Annotated in this window: 19 protein-coding genes; 6 read left to right on the top strand and 13 right to left on the bottom strand. The window is 62.4% G+C overall.

Annotation, left to right across the window (positions count from 1 at the left end; translation table 11 throughout):
- Positions 1-6 precede the first annotated feature (6 nt).
- Complete coding sequence (gene phoH2, locus ACLRGI_RS11230; protein WP_419201732.1) at positions 7-1,401, top strand: RNA 5'-3' helicase PhoH2; 1,395 nt, start codon at positions 7-9, stop codon at positions 1,399-1,401.
- A 165-nt stretch (positions 1,402-1,566) separates the two neighbouring features.
- On the opposite strand, the gene ACLRGI_RS11225 is transcribed toward phoH2, so the two are convergent.
- Together ACLRGI_RS11225 and ACLRGI_RS11220 are read right to left on the bottom strand one after the other, a co-directional pair.
- Complete coding sequence (locus tag ACLRGI_RS11225; protein ID WP_419201731.1) at positions 1,567-2,211, bottom strand: GNAT family N-acetyltransferase; 645 nt, start codon at positions 2,209-2,211, stop codon at positions 1,567-1,569.
- Positions 2,212-2,338: 127 nt separating this feature from the next.
- Complete coding sequence (locus tag ACLRGI_RS11220; protein ID WP_419201730.1) at positions 2,339-3,100, bottom strand: hypothetical protein; 762 nt, start codon at positions 3,098-3,100, stop codon at positions 2,339-2,341.
- Between the two features lie 61 nt (positions 3,101-3,161).
- On the opposite strand from ACLRGI_RS11220, the gene ACLRGI_RS11215 reads away from it, so the two are divergent.
- From ACLRGI_RS11215 to ACLRGI_RS11205, 3 genes are all read left to right on the top strand, one after another.
- Positions 3,162-3,710, top strand: coding sequence for a prepilin peptidase (locus tag ACLRGI_RS11215; protein ID WP_419201729.1), 549 nt, complete (start codon positions 3,162-3,164; stop codon positions 3,708-3,710).
- Between the two features lie 338 nt (positions 3,711-4,048).
- A complete protein-coding gene (locus ACLRGI_RS11210; protein WP_419201728.1) occupies positions 4,049-4,366 on the top strand; it encodes a hypothetical protein in 318 nt (105 codons plus the stop codon).
- A gap of 4 nt (positions 4,367-4,370) precedes the next feature.
- Positions 4,371-4,847, top strand: a complete 477-nt coding sequence (locus ACLRGI_RS11205) for an NUDIX hydrolase (protein WP_419201727.1) — start codon at positions 4,371-4,373, stop codon at positions 4,845-4,847.
- 6 nt (positions 4,848-4,853) lie between these two features.
- On the opposite strand, the gene ACLRGI_RS11200 is transcribed toward ACLRGI_RS11205, so the two are convergent.
- From ACLRGI_RS11200 to ACLRGI_RS11180, 5 genes are all read right to left on the bottom strand, one after another.
- A complete protein-coding gene (locus ACLRGI_RS11200) occupies positions 4,854-6,521 on the bottom strand; it encodes an MDR family MFS transporter (protein WP_419201726.1) in 1,668 nt (555 codons plus the stop codon).
- Positions 6,518-7,204, bottom strand: a complete 687-nt coding sequence (locus ACLRGI_RS11195) for a TetR/AcrR family transcriptional regulator (RefSeq protein WP_419201725.1) — start codon at positions 7,202-7,204, stop codon at positions 6,518-6,520. The genes ACLRGI_RS11200 and ACLRGI_RS11195 overlap by 4 nt, the downstream gene beginning before the upstream one ends.
- Positions 7,205-7,386: 182 nt before the next feature.
- A complete protein-coding gene (locus tag ACLRGI_RS11190) occupies positions 7,387-8,814 on the bottom strand; it encodes a class II fumarate hydratase (RefSeq protein ID WP_211713145.1) in 1,428 nt (475 codons plus the stop codon).
- Positions 8,815-8,901: 87 nt separating this feature from the next.
- Positions 8,902-9,516, bottom strand: a complete 615-nt coding sequence (locus ACLRGI_RS11185) for a carbonic anhydrase (RefSeq protein WP_011774029.1) — start codon at positions 9,514-9,516, stop codon at positions 8,902-8,904.
- An 86-nt stretch (positions 9,517-9,602) separates the two neighbouring features.
- A complete protein-coding gene (locus ACLRGI_RS11180) occupies positions 9,603-10,304 on the bottom strand; it encodes a DUF4245 domain-containing protein (protein ID WP_419201724.1) in 702 nt (233 codons plus the stop codon).
- Positions 10,305-10,504: 200 nt separating this feature from the next.
- Here ACLRGI_RS11180 and glpX point away from each other — a divergent pair, with 200 nt between their 5' ends.
- A complete protein-coding gene (gene glpX / locus ACLRGI_RS11175; RefSeq protein WP_017198677.1) occupies positions 10,505-11,527 on the top strand; it encodes a class II fructose-bisphosphatase in 1,023 nt (340 codons plus the stop codon).
- Positions 11,528-11,833: 306 nt separating this feature from the next.
- On the opposite strand, the gene ACLRGI_RS11170 is transcribed toward glpX, so the two are convergent.
- From ACLRGI_RS11170 to ACLRGI_RS11150, 5 genes are read right to left on the bottom strand one after another with little or no spacing between them, the layout of a single operon-like run.
- Positions 11,834-12,769: a lipid II:glycine glycyltransferase FemX gene (locus tag ACLRGI_RS11170; protein WP_419201723.1), complete on the bottom strand. Its 936-nt coding sequence runs from the start codon at positions 12,767-12,769 to the stop codon at positions 11,834-11,836.
- 3 nt (positions 12,770-12,772) lie between these two features.
- Entirely contained in the window at positions 12,773-14,023 is a 1,251-nt protein-coding gene (gene manA, locus ACLRGI_RS11165; protein ID WP_419201722.1) for a mannose-6-phosphate isomerase, class I, read from the bottom strand.
- A gap of 49 nt (positions 14,024-14,072) precedes the next feature.
- Positions 14,073-15,695, bottom strand: coding sequence for an LCP family protein (locus ACLRGI_RS11160; RefSeq protein ID WP_419201721.1), 1,623 nt, complete (start codon positions 15,693-15,695; stop codon positions 14,073-14,075).
- Between the two features lie 14 nt (positions 15,696-15,709).
- Positions 15,710-16,273 (bottom strand): 5-(carboxyamino)imidazole ribonucleotide mutase, encoded by a 564-nt coding sequence (gene purE / locus ACLRGI_RS11155; RefSeq protein ID WP_309075397.1) that lies wholly within the window; start codon positions 16,271-16,273, stop codon positions 15,710-15,712.
- Entirely contained in the window at positions 16,270-17,457 is a 1,188-nt protein-coding gene (locus ACLRGI_RS11150; RefSeq protein ID WP_419201720.1) for a 5-(carboxyamino)imidazole ribonucleotide synthase, read from the bottom strand. Before ACLRGI_RS11150 ends, purE begins: the two co-directional genes overlap by 4 nt.
- Before the next feature lie 179 nt (positions 17,458-17,636).
- Here ACLRGI_RS11150 and ACLRGI_RS11145 point away from each other — a divergent pair, with 179 nt between their 5' ends.
- The gene (locus tag ACLRGI_RS11145; RefSeq protein ID WP_419201719.1) at positions 17,637-18,197 is read left to right on the top strand and encodes a GtrA family protein; all 561 of its coding nucleotides are present in this window, start codon (positions 17,637-17,639) and stop codon (positions 18,195-18,197) included.
- 28 nt (positions 18,198-18,225) lie between these two features.
- Here ACLRGI_RS11145 and ACLRGI_RS11140 read toward each other — a convergent pair whose 3' ends face one another.
- Positions 18,226-18,921 (bottom strand): TIGR03089 family protein, encoded by a 696-nt coding sequence (locus ACLRGI_RS11140; RefSeq protein WP_419201718.1) that lies wholly within the window; start codon positions 18,919-18,921, stop codon positions 18,226-18,228.
- Between the last annotated feature and the right edge of the window lie 311 nt (positions 18,922-19,232).

Here is a 19,232-nt window from a genome sequence, read left to right as displayed (position 1 = left end):
GTCGATGTGGCTATTTCTGAGCAACTGCCCGCAATGGTTTCCGACGGGGAAAGTGCAGCTACCTCTCGCACCAAGCGGGTCTCACAAAAAGCGCGGACCGAGGCGTCCGCCACAGGCCGCAGCTACGTGATTGATACGTCCGTCCTGCTTTCCGATCCCCACGCACTGTTGCGCTTCGCCGAACACGAAGTCATCGTCCCCATCGTGGTCATCAGTGAACTGGAAGGAAAACGCCACGATCCCGAACTGGGCTACTTCGCCCGGAAAGCCCTCAGGCTCCTGGACGACCTCAGGATCGAACACGGCGGACTGGACCATGCCATCCCCATAGGGAAAGACGGCGGCCTCCTCAGGGTGGAGATGAACCACATCTCCCCGGAGGTGCTTCCCGCAGGATTCCGTGGAGGCGACAACGACAGCCGAATCCTGGCCGTGGCAAAAAACCTTGCCAATGAAGGCCACAACGTCATCGTTGTTTCCAAAGACCTTCCCATGCGCGTCAAAGCCTCCGCCATGGGCCTCCATGCGGACGAGTACCGCAACGAACTCGTCAAAGATTCCGGCTGGACCGGAATGGCCGAAGTCGATGCGACCGAAGAAGAGATCACCACCCTCTACGGACACGAACCCGCTTTCATCCCCGCAGCCGCGGAGCTCCCCGTCAACACAGGACTCGTCCTCCTGTCCAACCGGGGCTCCGCACTTGGCCGGGTAGGCGCAGACAAACAAGTCCGGCTCGTCAAAGGCGACCGCGACGTCTTCGGACTCCATGGACGCTCAGCCGAACAACGCCTGGCCATCGACCTCCTCATGGACCCCGCCGTCGGCATCGTCTCCATAGGTGGCCGTGCGGGTACCGGCAAGTCCGCACTCGCCCTCTGCGCAGGCCTGGAAGCCGTCCTGGAACGCCGGGAACACCGCAAAGTAGTGGTGTTCCGTCCCCTCTACGCCGTGGGCGGCCAGGAACTCGGCTACCTCCCCGGCTCCGAATCAGAAAAAATGAATCCCTGGGCGCAGGCAGTGTTCGACACCCTCGGGGCACTCGTCAGCCAAGAGGTCGTCGAAGAAGTCATGGACCGGGGCATGCTCGAAGTCCTGCCCCTGACCCACATCCGCGGGCGCTCACTGCACGATGCCTTCGTGATCGTTGACGAAGCACAGTCACTCGAGAAAAACGTCCTCCTCACCGTCATGAGCCGCATCGGACAAAACTCCAAAATCGTCCTCACCCACGACGTCGCCCAACGCGACAACCTTCGCGTGGGGCGGCATGACGGCGTCGCTGCGGTAGTGGAGACGCTAAAAGGCCATCCACTGTTCGGGCACATCACCCTGACGCGCTCCGAGCGGTCACCCATCGCAGCCCTGGTGACGGAGTTGCTCGAAGGGGCTGAGATCTAGGTTCGCTGCTGCACAGTGGTTACCGCCGCGCGGCAACAGCCTCCCGCCGTCGCTTGGACACACCGCAAAAGGACCCCGAAGGTCGCTGGGCGACCTTCGGGGTCCGATGCGTCGCGATGCGCTCCTTCCCGGGAGACCGCAGCCACGCTGATGCTACTGGTGCGGCTACAGCTTCAGGTAGGTTTTGAGCTCTTCGTGGCCTTGGACTTTGAGGGTCCAGTTGGGGCGGGAGAAGGTGGTGGGGGTGAGGCGGACTCTTTGGACCTCTTCCACCTTTTCGCCCCAGCCGTCGCGGTAGGTGCCGTTCAGTTCGTAGCCCAGGCCGGTGGAGACGCCCAGGGATTGGTGGTTCCAGATCGCTGCTTCTGACTCGGCTACTTCGGCGCCCAAGTAATCGAAGGCGAAGCTTACGACGGCGGCGCGCATCTCCTTGCCGAAACCTTGGCCTTGCGCGGCCTGCTTGAGCCAAGAGCCGGTGCTGACTGTCTTGAGACTGTTGAAGTTTTTGGCGCCGATGTCCTGGACTCCGAGGAGTTCGTCATTGTGCCAGACTCCGAAGAGGAGGGTCCAGGAGTCCTTGGCGAAGTTGGCACGGCAGCGCCAATACCACTGGGCCATATTGGGGGCCAGTTCGTCGGCCGGAAGCTCGGCCCATGGAACGCTGAACGGACTCTTACCCGGTTCGTGGACGCCGGAACGGGCCGCTGCCACGGCTGAGGGGATGTCTTCGTCAAGGACGGGACGGATCGTCAGCCTCGGAGTGGTGAGGATGAGTCCGAACGGGGGCCATATTTCTGCCAGCGATGTCATCGCCGTAGCTTAGCCCGGCGGCGGGAGCCGTGCGAGTCACGGCGCAGGGACGCTCGCCGAGGGGTTGGATCCCGGGACTTTGGCGCCCTGATACTGCCGAGAGATCACCTCTCGGCGGGGGGCCTGCTCAGGCGGCGGGGCCGATGTCCCAGGAAATGTGGCGGCGGACGTCCGTGAGGTTCATCGACTCTGCCAGGAAGAGGTCGTCCAGCATGTACTCGTCTACGGCCAGGATCTTGAGCCAGTGTCCTTTACCTGCGGAGTCGCCGTCCAGGCTCTGGCTGGCCACGCAAACGCCTGTGGCGGCGTCGATCCTGATCAACGTCCGGCCCGGGTGCGCCAAGGGTGCATCCCGGTCTGAGGGGACGTATGTCCGGCTTGGCGTCACGATGGTTTCCAATGCCAGACGACCCTCATGGTCCACCTCACGCGGCTCCTCAAGGAAGACCCGGTTCGTGTCCGGGAACTCCAAGGGGACAGGCGCATTGCCGGCTAGCTCCACGGGATCGAGTGCGGCGGCGAGGCGGCCATTACCGAAGGAGGGTTCACCGTAGGCGGCTTCGGGACGGCGGCGGACAAGGCCGGCGTCGTCATATACAGGGGTCACAAGGTGGGCCGGAAGCAGCCACGAGCGCCGGGTGGAGCTGACGTATAGATCGTCCTTGGAGTCGTTGATGCCGGTAGTGCTGTGCAGAAGCCGGCCATCCGGGGTTTCAAGGCGGAGTGCCCCCGGGCGCCTAAGCCAGGCCCGGACGACGGCGGTGCCGGGGGCTGGCCTTTCAAGGTACTCGAAGCGGAGGCTGGTCCACTTCCACGGGGAAGAGCGGCAAAGATTTCGGAATGTGGAGGACAAGTCAAAACCCGGTCCAGCTGCACTGTAGCGCCCCATATCCACAGTTTACCCAAGCGTTCAAGCAGGCCCGTCGCCCAAAGCGGGATAGCATCCGAAGGTGATCCGACGACTCTCAGACCTCTGGACAGCCAGTCCGCTCGGCTTTTGGCTCGTGGTGGCGGCCTGCCTGTACTTCGTGGTGATGGGAGTGCGGCTCACGGTGATAGATGTCCGGAGCCACTTGCTGCCGAATCGAATCGTGTTCCCGTCCTACGCAGTGGCAGGAGTGCTGCTACTGGCCGCCGCAGTCCTGACATTCATGAACGCCGATCCCGAGGCAGAACTGTCAGCTGCCTGGCTTGGGGTGCCCGGGCTGGGCGTCATTGTCGGCGGCACCGTGCTCTGGCTGTTCTATTTCGTGCTGCGGCTTATTCACCCGCCAGGCATGGGCTTTGGCGACGTGAAGCTGGCTGGCGTGCTGGGCCTCTACTTGGGCTATTTGGGGTGGAGCCACATCTTTGCCGGTACGTTCGCTGCATTTGTTTTAGGCGGGCTGTGGAGCCTGGGCATCCTGGTGGCCCGGCGCGGCACGCTACGCTCTGCCATCCCGTTTGGCCCGTTCATGCTGGCGGGGGCAGCAGCCGCCATGGTTGTCCTGCCCGCGTGAAACGTAGAAAAGGAGCCAACTGCGGCCGAATTGCAACGCTGTCCGTATTCTCGGTGTTCACCGGGCTAAGGCATGCTTGGCGCAACAGGTGTTCGGATGTGCTCAAGGACGGCAGGAGGGGCGTTGCAATGCAGCGGATCGGGTTGAAGTCCTTTCTGGGAGCTTCCCTTTGCTGCGCAGTCCTGGTGACAGGATGCGGGCAGCCGGTTTCCGTCGTATCGCCGGCGACCGATCTTCAGTCACGTGATCCGCAACAATCGGGGGCCACCCAACATCCTGGTCCCACACCCGGAAGCGCCTGCGAGGGGAGCCCGCTGGGCTGTTCCAAATTCACGTCAGTGCGGGGAAGGGATGCTTCAGGGGATATAGCGTGGCTCGGAACAGATCCCCTGAAGGTCAGCTCCGGGCATACCAACGGCGCGTGGACCCTCCTCATCCACACGCCGTGCAATCATCTGGAGGTGGCCGTTTCAGTGCAGGCTGACATGCTGAGGCAGCTCTGGCGGACAGTGACCGACAGGGGCTGCATCGGGGCAACTGCCAGCTATCAGGCGTGGACAGAGGAGCTCTTTGAACAGCCTGTCCGGTGGGCGCTCGACGGCGACACGCTCACCTTGGCCAACTCACACGCGACCATCGAATTGAAGGAAAACTGACACCATGGGTGCACCGGAATTCGTGCTCAAACTGCGGGAAAAGATCGGCAATGATCCCCTCTGGCTGCCGGCCGTGCGGGGAGTGGTGTTCGACGACGACGGCCGGGTGTTGCTCGGCCAACGCGCCGACAACGGTCATTGGGCGCTCATCACAGGAATGCTCGAGCCGGGCGAACACCCGGCTCCCGGGCTGGTCCGGGAAATCTTCGAGGAAACTGCGGTGGTGGCCGAAACGGAGCGCATCGTCGGAGTCGGCGTCGTGGGTCCGGTGACCTTCCCCAACGGTGACGTGTGCGACTTCCTGGACATCATCTTCAGGTGCCGCTATGTGTCCGGCGAAGCCCGCGTTAATGACGACGAATCACTGGCGGTAGGGTGGTTTGCCTTGGACGACCTCCCTGACATGAGCGCCGGAAACCTTGAAGCAATCAGGCTTGCCACGGAACCCGAAGGCCCCGTGGCGTACCAAATGGAGGACTGAAGCGGGCTACCGTCCGGCGCCGGCGCGGTCCTTGTCATTGTCCTCCGAAGCGGCAAGGTCAGCTTCCAGCTTTGCAGTCTCCAGGCGCTCGGCTTCAAGCCGGTTCGCCTCTTCGCCACCCACGGCCTCGCCGCGTGCCACCATGCCGGCGGTGTCGGAGAGCGGGATCTGCTTTAGCGTGAGGGCGAGGATCAGCGCTATGGCGATGAACGGAACCAAGTACCAGAAGACGGGCGCCAAGGAGTTGGCGTAGGCGTTGACGATCGCGTCCCGCAATTGCTCGGGCATCTGGGCCAAGGCCTGCGGATCCAACGTGCTGGTGGACTGTGAGGCCTGCTCGGCGGAAGCGCCGGCACCGGTGAAGGCTTCGGTGAGTGATTCTGCCAAGCGGTTGGTGAAGATTGCTCCGAACACGGCGACACCCAGCGATGCACCTACTTCGCGGAAGTAGTTGTTGGTACTGGTCGCCGTACCGATCTGGTCAGCCGGTACGGAGTTCTGCACCACCAGGACGATGACCTGCATGATCAGGCCCAAGCCCGCACCGAAGATGAAGAGCTGCACGCAGATGACCCAGATGGGCGTTGCCGCAGTCAGCGTGGTCAGCCACAGCATCGCGACAATGGTCAGGGCTGCACCCAGGATCGGATACATCTTGTACTTGCCGGTCTTGGAGATGCGGATACCAGAGTAAATGGACGTGCCCATCAGGCCCACCATCATGGGCAGCATCAGCAAGCCCGATTCCGCGGCGGACGTGCCGGAAGACATCTGCAGGAATGTGGGAACGAAGGCAATGGCAGCGAACATGCCCAAGCCCAAGGTGAAGCCGATGGCCGTCGCGTTGATGAAGATGGGGTTCTTGAAGAGGCTCAGCGGAATGATGGGGTCCTCGGCGCGACGTTCGACCATCACGAAGGAGAAGGCCGCCAGGACCATGCCTGCACCGAACGCCCACGTAAGGGGTGAGTCCCAGCCTTCGTCCTTCTTGCCGCCGAAGTCGGTGAAGAAGATGAGGCAGGTGGTCGCTGCGGAGAGGAAGAGGACACCCAGGATGTCGATCTTCTTCTCGGCTTTCTTGTTCGGCAGGGTCAACGTGAACCAGGCGGTAATGAACGCAGCGATGCCGATGGGGATGTTGATGTAGAACGCCCATTCCCACGTGAGGTGGTCCACGAAGAAGCCGCCCAGCAGCGGTCCGGCTACAGCGGAGAGGCCGAAGATGGCACCCAGCGGGCCCATGTACTTTCCGCGCTCCTTGGCGGGAACGATGTCAGCGATGATCGCCTGTGAGAGGATCATGAGGCCGCCGCCGCCCAGGCCCTGGATGGCCCGGAAGATCACGAAGCCCCAGAAGTCGGTGGCAAACGCGCAGCCAACAGATGCGAGCGTGAAAAGGGCGATAGCGACGAGGAACAGGTTGCGACGACCCAGGATGTCACCGAACTTGCCGTAGATGGGCATCACGATGGTGGTGGCAAGGAGATATGCCGTGGTGATCCATGCCTGGTGCTCCACTCCACCCAGCTTGCCCACGATCGTCGGCATGGCGGTGGAGACGATGGTTTGGTCGAGGCTGGACAGGAGCATGCCTGCGATCAGCGCCGAGAAGATGATCCAGATTCGTTTCTGGGTCAGCAGCAGCGGTTCGGCTGCTTTGGACAAGGTACTCATGCGGGATCCTTTGAGGTTTCAAGGGGGTTGGGGCCCAGCTGTTGCTTCGTGGCCAGCGGCTGGGCGAATAGTTTCCGTGCGGCGTTGAGGTTCTGTTCGAGGATCCCGCGGTAGGGACGCGAATTTTCCTCTGAGAAGAATTGCTGTGCCGTTTTTTTGGACACAGCCCCGAACAACACAGTTGCTGTCATGACTTCGGGGTGCTCGGGGTCCAGCCCTTCGCGGGCAGCAACCAGCGCGGCAAATTGCCGCTCGCGGGCTTCCCCTTCGAGGGTGAGCCGTGCCAGGAGTTGTGGCTCGGCCGTGATGGCAGCGATGAACTGTTGGACCTCGGTACGGCTGATGGATGAACGCTCCATGAGCGTCACGGTGAGCACGTGCAGGGCCGCCAGGAGGGTCCCCGAGATACTGTCCGGTGTGCGGGAAGGGTTCTGGTTGAACGCTTCCAAGGCGTCTTCAGGCAACTCATCAGAGAACGAGCCGATCACGGCGTCTTCCTTGGAGTGAAAGTAATTGAAGAAGGTCCGGCGTGAGATCCCCGCCTCTTCGCAGACCTCTTCCACCGTAAAACCGCTCAGGCCGTGCGCCGCGGTCATGGAACGCGCGACGGCGGTGATCGCCGTTCGCGTGGCTGCCCGCTTGCGCTCGCGGAGGCCACCGTCGATATTTGCACTATTGCTCACAAAGTAAAGTTTTGCACTCATGCACAGAAAGTGCAAAATTCTGGGAGTTTTTGTACAGCTAACGCCCTTTAGGAGGGGTTATAAGGGCATCTGCTGCACAAAAACTCCAGGTACGACGACGGCCGGCACCTTTCGTACGAAAGGTACCGGCCGTCGTAGAGCGGTAAGTAGTGCCCTGGCTGTTAGGCCTTGTGGGCGGGGGAAGTCATGGTGGTGACGTCCAGCGCCTTGTCCAGGTCAGCCTCGGAGACCTTGCCTTCACCTTCGCCGACGAAGCCGAGCTTCTCGGTTGCCTGGCGGATGGTCAGGCCTTCCTTGACGGCGATCTTGGCGATCTTTGCCGCGTTTTCGTAACCGATGTACTTGTTCAGCGGGGTCACGATGGACGGGGAAGCCTCGGCCAGGAAGCGGGCGCGCTCGACGTTGGCGGTGATGCCGTCAATCATCTTGTCGGCCATGACGCGGCTGGTGTTGGCCAGCAGGCGGATTGACTCGAGCAGGTTCGCCGCCATGACAGGGATGCCGACGTTGAGTTCGAAGGCGCCGTTGGTGCCGGACCAGGCAATCGCGGTGTCGTTGCCGATCACCTGGGCGCAAACCATGATGGATGCTTCGCAGATGACCGGGTTGACCTTGCCCGGCATGATCGAGGAGCCGGGTTGAAGGTCCGGAATGGCGATTTCGCCCAGGCCCGTGTTGGGACCCGAACCCATCCAGCGGAGGTCGTTGTTGATCTTCATGAAGGAGATCGCGATGTTGCGCAGCTGGCTGGAACCCTCGATGAGGCCGTCGCGGTTGGCCTGCGCTTCGAAGTGGTCGCGTGCCTCGGTCAGCGGCAGGCCGGTGTCGGCTGCAAGCAGTTCGATGACGCGTTCAGGGAAGCCGGCCGGGGTGTTGATGCCGGTGCCTACGGCGGTGCCACCGAGGGGAACTTCGGCAACGCGGGGGAGTGCTGCGTTGATGCGCTCGATGCCGTAGCGGACCTGGGCAGCGTAGCCGCCGAACTCCTGGCCAAGCATGACCGGCGTGGCGTCCATGAGATGGGTACGGCCGGACTTGACGACGTCCTTGAACTCCACGGCCTTGCGGTCCAGGGAAGCTGCCAGGTACTCCAGCGCCGGGATCAGGTCGTTGATCAAGGCTGACGTTGCGGCGACGTGCACCGACGTCGGGAAAACATCGTTGGAGGACTGGGATGCGTTCACGTGGTCGTTCGGGTGGACAACTTTGTCGCTCCCGGCGGCGGCGAGTGCACGCGATGCAAGCTCGGCGATGACCTCGTTGGTGTTCATGTTGGAGGACGTGCCGGAGCCGGTCTGGAAAACGTCGATGGGGAAGTCGCCGTCGTACTTGCCGCTGGCAACCTCATCGGCAGCGGCAGCGATAGCCTCGGCGAGCTCGCCATCGAGCACCCCCAGTTCGGCGTTTGCCAGTGCGGCGGCCTTCTTCACGCGGGCCAGGGCCTCAATGTGGGTGCGCTCAAGCGTCTTGCCGGAGATCGGGAAGTTCTCCACAGCACGCTGCGTCTGGGCGCGGTACAGGGCGTTCACGGGGACGCGAACTTCGCCCATCGTGTCATGTTCAATACGGAACTCAGTGGTGGAAGTCATGGGGCTAGCTTAGGGCGATTGGTCGCCGCACAGAAAACCCGGAGGGGAGTGCTACGTGCTCCGGCGCCGCGGCCGGAGCACGTGCTCCTAGAGCTTGCCGATCCCGGAAACGAGGGCCGCACGGCCTTCATCGAGCTTGTACGACAGACCGATGACGGCCACCCGGCCGTCGTCGATGGCGTCGGAAATCACACGCGAGCTGTCAGCCAGGCGGGCAGCCGTCTGCTTGACGTGCTCCACCACCATGTCGTTGACGTCTTCCTGGCTGTTGCGCTTGGCAGTCAGGACGGAAGGGGTGATGCGTTCGACGAGGTCCCGGATGAAGCCCGGGGGCATCTCGCCCGTTTCAACGGCTGCCTTGGTGGCTTTAACGGCACCGCAGCTGTCATGGCCGAGGATGACAATCAGTGGAACCCGAAGTTCGCTGATGCTGTACTCGAGGGAACCCAGGACCGCATCGTCAATGACCTGGCCGGCAGTGCGCACCACGAAGGCGTCACCAAGACCCAGGTCAAAGATAATTTCTGCAGCGAGCCGGGAATCCGAGCAGCCGAAGATCACGGCGAAAGGGTTCTGGTTCTCAATGAGTGAGGATCGTCGCGAAGCATCCTGGTTGGGGTGCAGGGATTCGCCGGAAACAAAACGTTCGTTGCCCTCGCGGAGACGGCGCCACGCCAGGGCTGGAGTCAGGTAAGTAGGCACGAGCCTTACTTTACGACGCGGACGGGGAAGTCCGTGAAACTGTTGCGCCGGTTAAGCGGGAAAGCCGGTCAGGCGGAAGCCCGGGACTAGGCGGACGGCTGCGCGGAAGGAGTCGCGGTGGCCGGTGCGCTTGCAGGCGGAGCCTGCTCCGCGGACTTCACGACGGCGGCGGCCAGCGTAGCGAACTCCTCGAGGTTTGCGGTGCCGTTCAGGACGATCGTGGTGCCGCGGTACTCAAGGACCATGCTGCGCTTTTCCTTGCCCGAGTCGCGCAACTCCCATTCCTGGCCGCCCGCACTACGGGTGCCGGTTACGGGAAGGTTCTCCGTCTTCTGCAGAACCCATGTGGGGTTCGCCTGGTTGGTCTGCGTGAGGCCAATGAAATTCTCCTTGGGAGTCAGGAAGCCGATCTCCCAAGTAGGAACGCCGCTTCCGCTGCCGGATTCCCAACGGGCGTAATTGGGCTTGAATGTGTCGCCGGTATCCGGGGTGACGGGTGTGAATCCCGCCACATCTGTGGCGTTGCGGGCAATGGCTGCAACATCGACATCAGGCCTGAAGCCCTCACCTTTGGGAGCCGGGTTCATCAAAACGATGGGGAGGAAAGCCAGTACACAGACAAGCAGCGCGATGACCATGCCGATGACCGAAGCGTTGGCCCGTTTGGCAGCTTTCGCCGCGATGACGGGTTTGTAGGGGGCGTCCGGGGCTGCCTGGGCATCGTTTTGCTTGGCCGCTGAAGCGCCGGATGGGTTCTCTGCTGCGGGCTTGTCCTGCGTTTCACTCACGTGTCCATGATCCCCTATCCCGGCAGGGAACACACATTCGGCAACCTCACCACCGGTATCGTGGGCCGTGGTCATCCAACGACTCCCGGAGCACGCGGCGACTATGATCGTTGATAGAGGAACCCCGGGTTGCCCAGTGCAACCATGTCCGGTCCCGTGAATCGTCACTCGAAGAAGAGGTTCAAGTGTCTCCTGCACCAATGACCCAGCAGTATTCCACGATTTCGCCGTCGCTCGCCGTCGGCCTCGACGAACCCGACCGCAACCTTGCGCTTGAACTCGTCCGCGTCACCGAGGCCGCGGCAATTGCCGGTGGCCACTGGGTAGGATTCGGTGACAAAAACAAGGCAGACGGCGCCGCCGTCGACGCCATGCGTTCGTTCCTTCACACCGTCCACTTCAACGGCGTCGTGGTCATCGGTGAAGGCGAAAAAGACGAAGCCCCCATGCTGTTCAACGGCGAGCAGGTTGGTGACGGCACCGGTCCCGAGTGCGACGTCGCCGTCGACCCCATCGACGGAACCCGCCTGACCGCCCTCGGCATCAACAACGCCCTCGCAGTGCTGGCAGTTGCTGAGCGCGGGTCCATGTTCGACCCCTCCGCAGTGTTCTACATGGAGAAGCTCGTCACCGGCCCCGAAGCCGCCGACATGGTGGACCTGCGCCTGCCCGTCAAGCAGAACCTGCACCTCATCGCCAAGGCCAAGGGCGTCAAGGTCAACCAGCTCAACGTCATGATCCTGGACCGCGACCGGCACCGCCCCCTCGTGGAAGAAATCCGCGAAGCCGGTGCCCGCACCAAGTTCATCATGGACGGCGATGTTGCCGGCGCCATCGCAGCAGCCCGCTCCGGCACCGGCGTCGACGCCCTCATGGGCATAGGCGGCACACCTGAAGGCATCGTTGCAGCCTGTGCCATCAAGTCGCTCGGCGGTGTGATCCAGGGCCGCCTGTGGCCGACGTCGGACGAAGAGAAGCAGAAGGCCATCGACGCCGGACACGACCTCGACCGCGTCCTGTCCACCAACGACCTTGTCACCTCGGATAACTGCTACTTCGCGGCGACCGGCATCACCGACGGCGACCTCCTCCACGGTGTGCGCTACCAGAAGGATCGCGTCATGACGCAGTCCATCGTGATGCGCTCCAAGTCCGGGACCGTCCGCTTCGTAGAAGCTGAGCACCACGCGTCCAAGTGGGAGACGTACGCGCGCAAGCCGTAACCCCCCGTTGCTGTCGCGTCTTTGACGCGAAAAGCGCCCTATCGCTCTGCGGCTATCTCCTCGTACCTCGTCGATTTGATGCCGCTGACGCGACAGGGCGCTTTTCGCTGTCCGGGGCACGTTAGTTCCGCGGCCCACGGCTTCGCACTGCTAAGGGATTTGGTGGGGCAGTGCGCGGGGTGGGCCGTCACCACCTACTTTGACATTGGAACCCTGTGGACGAGCCGGATCCCCGGCGTGTCATGATGCAGGAGGCCTCAAAGTGGGTGGTGGCGGTACGCGTTCACTGGTGACACGGGCGGCGGCCTAGCGCAGTTTGTCCCGGACTTTCCTGGCCAGTTGGTAGGCGCCGTAGCGGAGCTTGTTCACCGGGAGGTCCCAGGTGCCGGGGTAGGAGACTTCGCGGCCTCCGAAAGATTTCTTGAACGCCGTGAAGCCAGCCCATTTGTGGTCCGGTTGGTCTTCGGGTGCAACGCCCCAGAGGTCCACGTGTTTGAGGCCCTTCTCCTTGGCATCGGCCATCAGGTTGACCAGGAGCGGGATACCTGCGCTGAGCTTGCGATGGGTGTCGTCCAGGGCCGCGTGGGCGTACACACGAGTATCAGCTGAGTCATAGACGAAAGCAGCGGCGATCGGTTCGGCGTCGAGCTCCGCGATGAACAGCGTTCCTGCACCGTTAGGCAGCAGGGAGGCGGCTACTTGGGTGAGGTACTCGTCGCTTTGGGGCTTGAAACCGTTCCGGGCAGCCGTGAGGTGCAGGAAGTGCAGGAGCACAGAGATATCGGCGGGGTCCTGGGACGCGCGGAAGGTCACGCCCTTTTTGTGGATATTCCGGTAAAGGTTCCTGTTGGTCGGTTTCATGCCGGCCAGGACGTCCTTGAAGTCCCCCTCCAGATCCACGATCCAGCTGAGCTCTGGCTGTTGGTTGACCGGCGCCGGCCTCAAGCCACGGGCGCGAAGGAGGGCATCGGCGTCGGACGCTGTGAACCCTGCGGCAGCGGGCTCCATCCGCACGAACACCGCGCGCTCGTCCTTGGCCAGAGCCACCAGGGCGGCGGTGGCGGCGTCGAAAGCTTTCACGGACTCCGCCACGGGGCCGTAGGGGGCGTAAATGACTTTGCCTGCCGGGTTCTTCTCCTCGATGGCGAGGAAGCTCCAACCCGGTCCGGACTGCTCATGGACACGGCGTCCCAGGGAACGCTGGACGGCCGCCCATGCGGGCGTTTGGAGGAAAAACTCCATGGATCAGTTCCCCAGGCCGGTGGTTACTGCAAAGGCAACACTGGTGTCCGTAGTGCCCTGGACGGGGTGGACGTTCACGGGCGCTTCGAGGTCGGGGATGAACGCCGCAGCGCCCCGCTGCAAGCGAAGATCGCTCTTGGGCGAGTCGAGCATTACGGAACCGGTCACCACCACGACGACGGCGGGTCCGTTTTGGGCCAGCGGCACCGGCTCGGCGCCCGGGCCGAGCTCGATGCGCTGCAGCTGGAATTCCTTGAATGGCGGGCGGTACAGTTCCTGCCCGAATTCGGTTCCGCTCGCCTCGATGCGGGGCGCGCCGAGTGCTTCGAAACGCACGGTCTTCAGGAGCTCCGGGACGTCAACATGCTTGGGCGTGAGTCCGCCTCGGAGAACATTGTCCGAGGACGCCATGACCTCCACCCCCAAACCGTGCAGGTAAGCGTGGACGTTGCCGGCCGGCAGGTAAACCACCTCGCCGGGCTTCAGGGACAGGTGGTTGAGAAGCAGCGAAATGAGCACGCCGGGATCTCCGGGGAAGGCTTCGTTGATGTCCACCATGGCGGTCAACGCTTCGCGGTGCGGCTCCAGCGGCGCGCCGGCGGACAGGACCGCGACTACCTCGTTGATGGCGTCGGAGACGTCGGCGCCACCTTGGATGAGCCGGCTGAAGGCTGCCTTCAGGGCTGCAGGCTCATCAGGCTGGCCAAGGTCCGTGATGACGCCATGGATGACATCCGGGGTGTTGACCGCTGCGGAATCAAGGACGCGGGCCAGGTGCTCGAAGATGTCCTTGGACACGGCAGGTGAACGGAAACCACACAGAGCTTTGAACGGAGTGAGAGCGAAAATCATCTCAGGTTTGTGGTTGTCGTCACGGTAGTTCCGGTCAGCCGCATCGGCGGGAATCCCGGCCGCATTTTCCCGTGCGAACCCTTCCCGGGCCTGCTCCAGGCTGGGGTGCACCTGCAGGGACAGCGGCTGCTCCGCGGCGAGGAGCTTGGTGAGGAACGGCAGCCGTGGTCCGAACTCGGCAAGGCTTTCCGAGCCCAGGCAACGCAACGGATCGGAAGCGATCAGTGCATCCAAGGGCTGGGTAACTCCATTGGGGTGGACGGCTGTGGAAGGCGAGTCCGGGTGGGCCCCGATCCACATTTCCGCTTCCGGACCACCTGATGCCGGGCGACCCAGCAAACCGGCGATTGCCGTCGTCGAACCCCACGCATAGGGTCGCAAAACATTCTCTATCTGATACACGAAAGAAAGTCCTTATCGTTGCGCTGAACGTGGGTGGGTGTAACCGGGTTTACAGTGGTGCGCACTGCCCGTTGGTAGCCACGAGGTCACGGATACCTTGCTCATCGCCTTGGGCCTTGAGGCCGTTCAACAGCTCGACGGTGATCGGGGTGCCGTCCGGCGTGGTGGTCACGGGGGTGAAATCGGCCGACGGCGACGGCAGCTGACCCGCGCTGACGGAACCGGCAACCGGACCAGCGGCCATGATGCCCCCGGCAACGGCTCCTTCAGAGGAAATGTCTGCGTCATTCGCCTTGGGCGTGTTGGACGAGGCCAGGACTTCCTGGACCTTGGAGTGGATCACCTCAAAGTCGGGAACCGTGGAGAAGGACGCATCAAAGTCCGGAGGTCCGATGGTGAGGCGCTTGATGGGCTGGTTCTTGGACTTCAAGGCGAGGTCCACAAAGCTGCCCAGCTGGTTGGAGGAGATGTTGGAGTCAACCACCTTGGTGCCTGCGTTGGCGATGTCCTCGAACTTGGTGAGGAGCGTGGCGGGGTCCAGCTGCTTGAGCATGGCTTGCTGTACGCATTGCTGGCGGGCGATGCGGGCGTAGTCATCAACGAACTCGCGGGAACGTCCATACCAAAGGGCTTGGAAGCCATTCAGCTGCTGGTCGCCGGCAGGGATCCAGCCATCGGGCATGCCGTGAATTCCGTTGGCCTCGTCAGTGACGGGACCACTGATAGGTACCCAGCCACCGGCCTTGATACGGATTCCACCCATGGCGTCGATGAGTTTGGCGAAACCGTCCATGTCCACAAGGACATACGCCTGGACGGTGATGCCCAGAGTGCCTGACACTGCCTCGAGCGTAGCTTGGGCGCCGGGATCGGCCACACCTGGATAGAGATCCTGATAGTTGTTGGTGACTTCCGTGTTCACGGCGTTGATAAGGCATTCGTCACCGCAGTTGTAACCGTCGGGGTAGACCTGACGCATTGGCGAACCCTCGCTGAACCGGGCGTTCTGAAGATTGCGGGGGACGGAAATGATGGCGCTCTCGCCGGTTTTCGCGTCGACGCTGATCACCGAGAGGCTGTCAGGGCGGCGGCCGGTCCTGTCGTCTCCGGCATCGCCACCCATCATAAGGAAGTTGTACCGCCCGTCCACGGGATCAATGGCGGGGCCGGCATTGAAGATGCTGCCGATCGCATTGCGGCTGACGTTCAGGACGTAGGCGAGATAACCGAGCGATCCGCTGGCAAGGACTGTGGTTACTGCCAGGACCACGGCGATGATAGGGCGCATTCCAGGGGCCAGCAGCGCGGGCCTGATGATCCTCAGCGTATTCAGGAACAGGAAAGCCCAGCCCACCGCCAACGCGACGAGGACCGCAATGATGAACAGCGAGCCCACAGGATGGGTGACAACGCTGAGCAGCATGGTCCGGTTCACCAAGGCGATGAACAACGTGAGCAGGGCGAGAGCCCATACCGTGATGGTGACACGCAAAGCGATGCGGCCAAGTTTGCGATCCCCGGCAACGATTTGGGCGCTGCCGGGAACAAAGAGAGTGAGGAGGACCAGCACGAAGGCGCGTTTGGTCCGCACCGGTGCGCTGGCGCCGGACGGATAGCGGACGGGATCAGTCAGGGCGGAACCGGGCTGACTCTGGGTCTTCTGCATGGTCATCAACCGCTGCCTTCCTAGCGGGAGCTCCGTGCGGAAGCATTGGCAGGGGAAAAGACCTCTTCTACTTTGTGGCGAAGGTTTTCGCCCTTCTTGGTGGCAACGTCGTTCAACTCCTGGGCGAAAGTGAGGAGGTCGGCACGGAGCTTCGAGGCAAGTTCGTCGGTCCCCGAAGCCAGCATACGGACGGCGAGGAGGCCTGCATTGCGGGCACCCGCGATGGACACTGTGGCCACGGGAACACCGGCGGGCATCTGCACGATGGACAGCAGCGAGTCCATGCCGTCCAAGGTCTTCAGGGGGACCGGGACGCCGATGACCGGAAGGGGCGTAACTGAGGCCAGCATCCCGGGAAGGTGCGCTGCTCCGCCTGCTCCGGCAATGATGACGCGCAAGCCGCGTTCATGGGCGGTCTGGCCGTAGCGGATCATCTCTGTGGGCATTCGGTGGGCGGAAACGACGTCGGCCTCAAAGGGGATACCGAACTCGGCCAGGGCGTCAGCGGCGGCTTCCATGACTGGCCAGTCGGAATCGGAGCCCATCACGAGCCCTACGAGCGGGGCTGTTGTTTCGGAAGTCATGCGGTCTCCTCAAGGGTGGTCTGCGCGGGCCTGCGGCCGTCACGGATGATGTTGGCCACGGTGGTAGCACGCTGGCGGACGGAGTCGACGTCGGAGACGGAGCTGCCTACGAGGTTCACGTGGCCGATCTTGCGGCCCGGGCGGACGGACTTGCCGTAAGAATGCACCTTTGCCGCGGGCTCGAAGGCCAATGCCATGGGGAAGGCTTCAAAGAGGTCCTGGTTGTCGCCTCCCAGGAAATTCTTCATGACCACTACAGGGGCCAAGGCGTCGGTAGCACCCAACGGAAGGTCCAACACGGCCCGCAGGTGCTGCTCGAACTGGCTCGTGATGGAGCCATCCTGCGTCCAGTGACCGGTGTTGTGCGGACGCATGGCGAGTTCGTTGATCAGGAAGCCCGCTCCCACTCCAGGAGTTTCGAACATCTCTGCGGCCATGACTCCGGTGACGCCAAGTTCATTGGCAATGCGCAGGGCAGCCTCTTCCGCTGCAGCAGCCACTTCAAGGGAAATGTTCTGTGCGGGAGCGATCACTTCATCGCAAACACCGTCCACCTGGATGGTGTGCACGACGGGCCAGGCGCGTGATTCGCCACTGGGGCTGCGCGCTACAAGGGCCGAAAGTTCGCGGCTGAATTCAACCTTTGCTTCGGCCAGCAGCGGGCTCATGGCCTGGAACCAGTCGGCTGTTTCCACGGCGTCCTCCGCCGAGTCAACAATTCTTACTCCCTTGCCGTCGTAGCCGCCGCGAGGTGTCTTCAGAACCACGGGCCAGCCGATCCTGTCGCCAAAGGCCACGAGATCTTCAACTGTGTTAACTGCTGACCACTCGGGGTTCGGCAGGCCCAGGCGGTCAATTGCCGCCCGCATCACCAGCTTGTCTTGGGCATTGACCAATGCATCAGGGCCCGGTTGCACGTTGACGCCGGCATCCAGGAGGGCCTGCAGGTGTTCCGTGGGGACGTGTTCGTGATCAAACGTCAGCACGTCCAAGCCCTTGGAGAACTCCAAAAGAGCGTCCAGGTCTTTGTAGTCGCCAATAGGCGCAGTGGCCACTGCAGCCACGGCCGAAACGTCCTCACCTTCGGCCAAAACGCGGAGTTCGAAGCCCAGGGCGGTAGCGGGCGGAGCCATCATTCGTGCGAGCTGGCCGCCGCCAACAACGCCAATTACTGGAAAAGTCACAAGGTTCAGCCTACCGAACCGGCGGCAGGATCACTGATTCTGCCGCCTTTGGCTACGGATTTCTACGGCGCGAAGCAGCAGTATCGGCGTTCTCACAGCCCGCTCAAAGGCGGCGCATGGAAATCGGCGCTAAAATGGGTCTGGCCCATCGGCCCACATTTCAACGGCCATGGAGGGTCATGATCACCACACTTGCAGATCGCATCCGCGGACTTGCCTCACTTTTCTGGCGTGAGGTAGCAAAGTTCGGCGCCGTCGGCGGTGTTGCTTTTGTCATCGATTCGGCGGTATTCATCTGGCTGTTCTCCGGCCCGATGCACGGCAGCGAAGTGTGGGCAAAGGCCATTGCAACCATTGTTGCAAGTATCTTCTCGTGGGTAGCCAACCGTTTCTGGACTTTCCGGCACCGTAAACAGGCCAACGTTGTTCGTGAGGCCGTGCTGTTCGCCATCATGAACCTTGTAGGGCTCCTGATTGCATCGGGTTGTGTGTGGGTGGCGAAGTACATCCTGGACCTCAACGACAAGCCCTCGCTGTTCATTGCCGGCAGTGTTGTTGGGCTCATCCTGGGCACCATCTTCCGTTTCTTCGCCTACCGTTTCTGGGTGTTCAACGAAGAACTGGATGCCGAACCCGAATTCTCGCATGACCACGAGATCATTGAGCTTCACCACAAGGCCAAGGCCGAAGCCGGCGCCCATCCGGCTACCGGCGAATTTCCTACAGCCAAGAACCTCTGAGGCCCAAGAGCGTGTGATACCACTGGGGTTAGGAGCGGCTAACCCGCTCGTTCTCCAGCAGGTGGTCGGTCACTTCAAGGTCCGGGTGCACCAGCACTACCGAGCCGTCCTCTTTCCATGCCCCCAATGACGCTGCCAAGCACGATTCCAGGCCGTCTGCCGCACGTACAAGCAGCCGGACACCGGGCTCTTGCGCGGCAGCAAAAACGTCTATGAGGTCCTCGTGGGGGACACCTGACGTTCCACGTACGGCCGGCAGGGTTGCCTCGGGTTCGTTATGCGCCATGAAGACGTCGCCGTGGGAGCGGACTTCCGCCGCGTAATCCACGACGCCGGAGGGCAGCTCGCCCTGCCACCGCATGGCAAGTGCAGCGAGCGGCACGGCGACCACCGCGTTGTAACCGGCCCCGGCGCCGTCGCCGGGCTTGTCCGTTACCAAGAGGTCCGCTGAGCTGTGGTCGAAGACCACCTCCATTCCCAGTTGCCACGATGCCAACCCCCAGACGAAGGACTTCCAGTGGGCCGGGAGATCCAGCCTGATTGACATACCGGGTTCGGCATCCAGTTCGTCCTGCAACAGGTTGCTGGTTTTGGCCACCCAGTTATCCAGGACCCGACCTGACAGCTCCACCCGCTCAGAGTCGGGGCCGTACCAGGTGAGGCGTGGTGAGGTCGAATGGCCGGATCGCAGGGCTGTCATCAGGTTTGCTGCCGGGATGCTCATGCGTCAATCTTGCCACGGCGGTTAGGCAGGTTCCTTAGGGCCCGACACCGCAATTGTGAGATGCGACACACTGCAATTTCTCCAGTCGGTGGGCGCCATTGGGGGCGGGAGCGCAATTCCGCGGAAATTCAATGAAAGTTCACTTGAACCGACCAGGTGCTTCCGTTTCCCGTCCAGACACGCAGCGGCGCGACCAAAATGTTGGGCGTGGCGCATCCCACGTTTCTACGAATTCTTGATTATTATCCCGGCGCGGCTTGACGGGCGGGTAGTTACACGCGTGTAATTAGTAATCAACGCCGCTGCACAGA

The sequence above is a fragment of the Paenarthrobacter sp. PPS72 genome (assembly GCF_048537125.1).
GTDB classification, from domain to species: domain Bacteria; phylum Actinomycetota; class Actinomycetes; order Actinomycetales; family Micrococcaceae; genus Arthrobacter; species Arthrobacter nitroguajacolicus_E.
The sequence above is the reverse complement of the archived record's forward strand: the minus strand, read 5'-3'. Positions and strand labels throughout refer to the sequence as shown.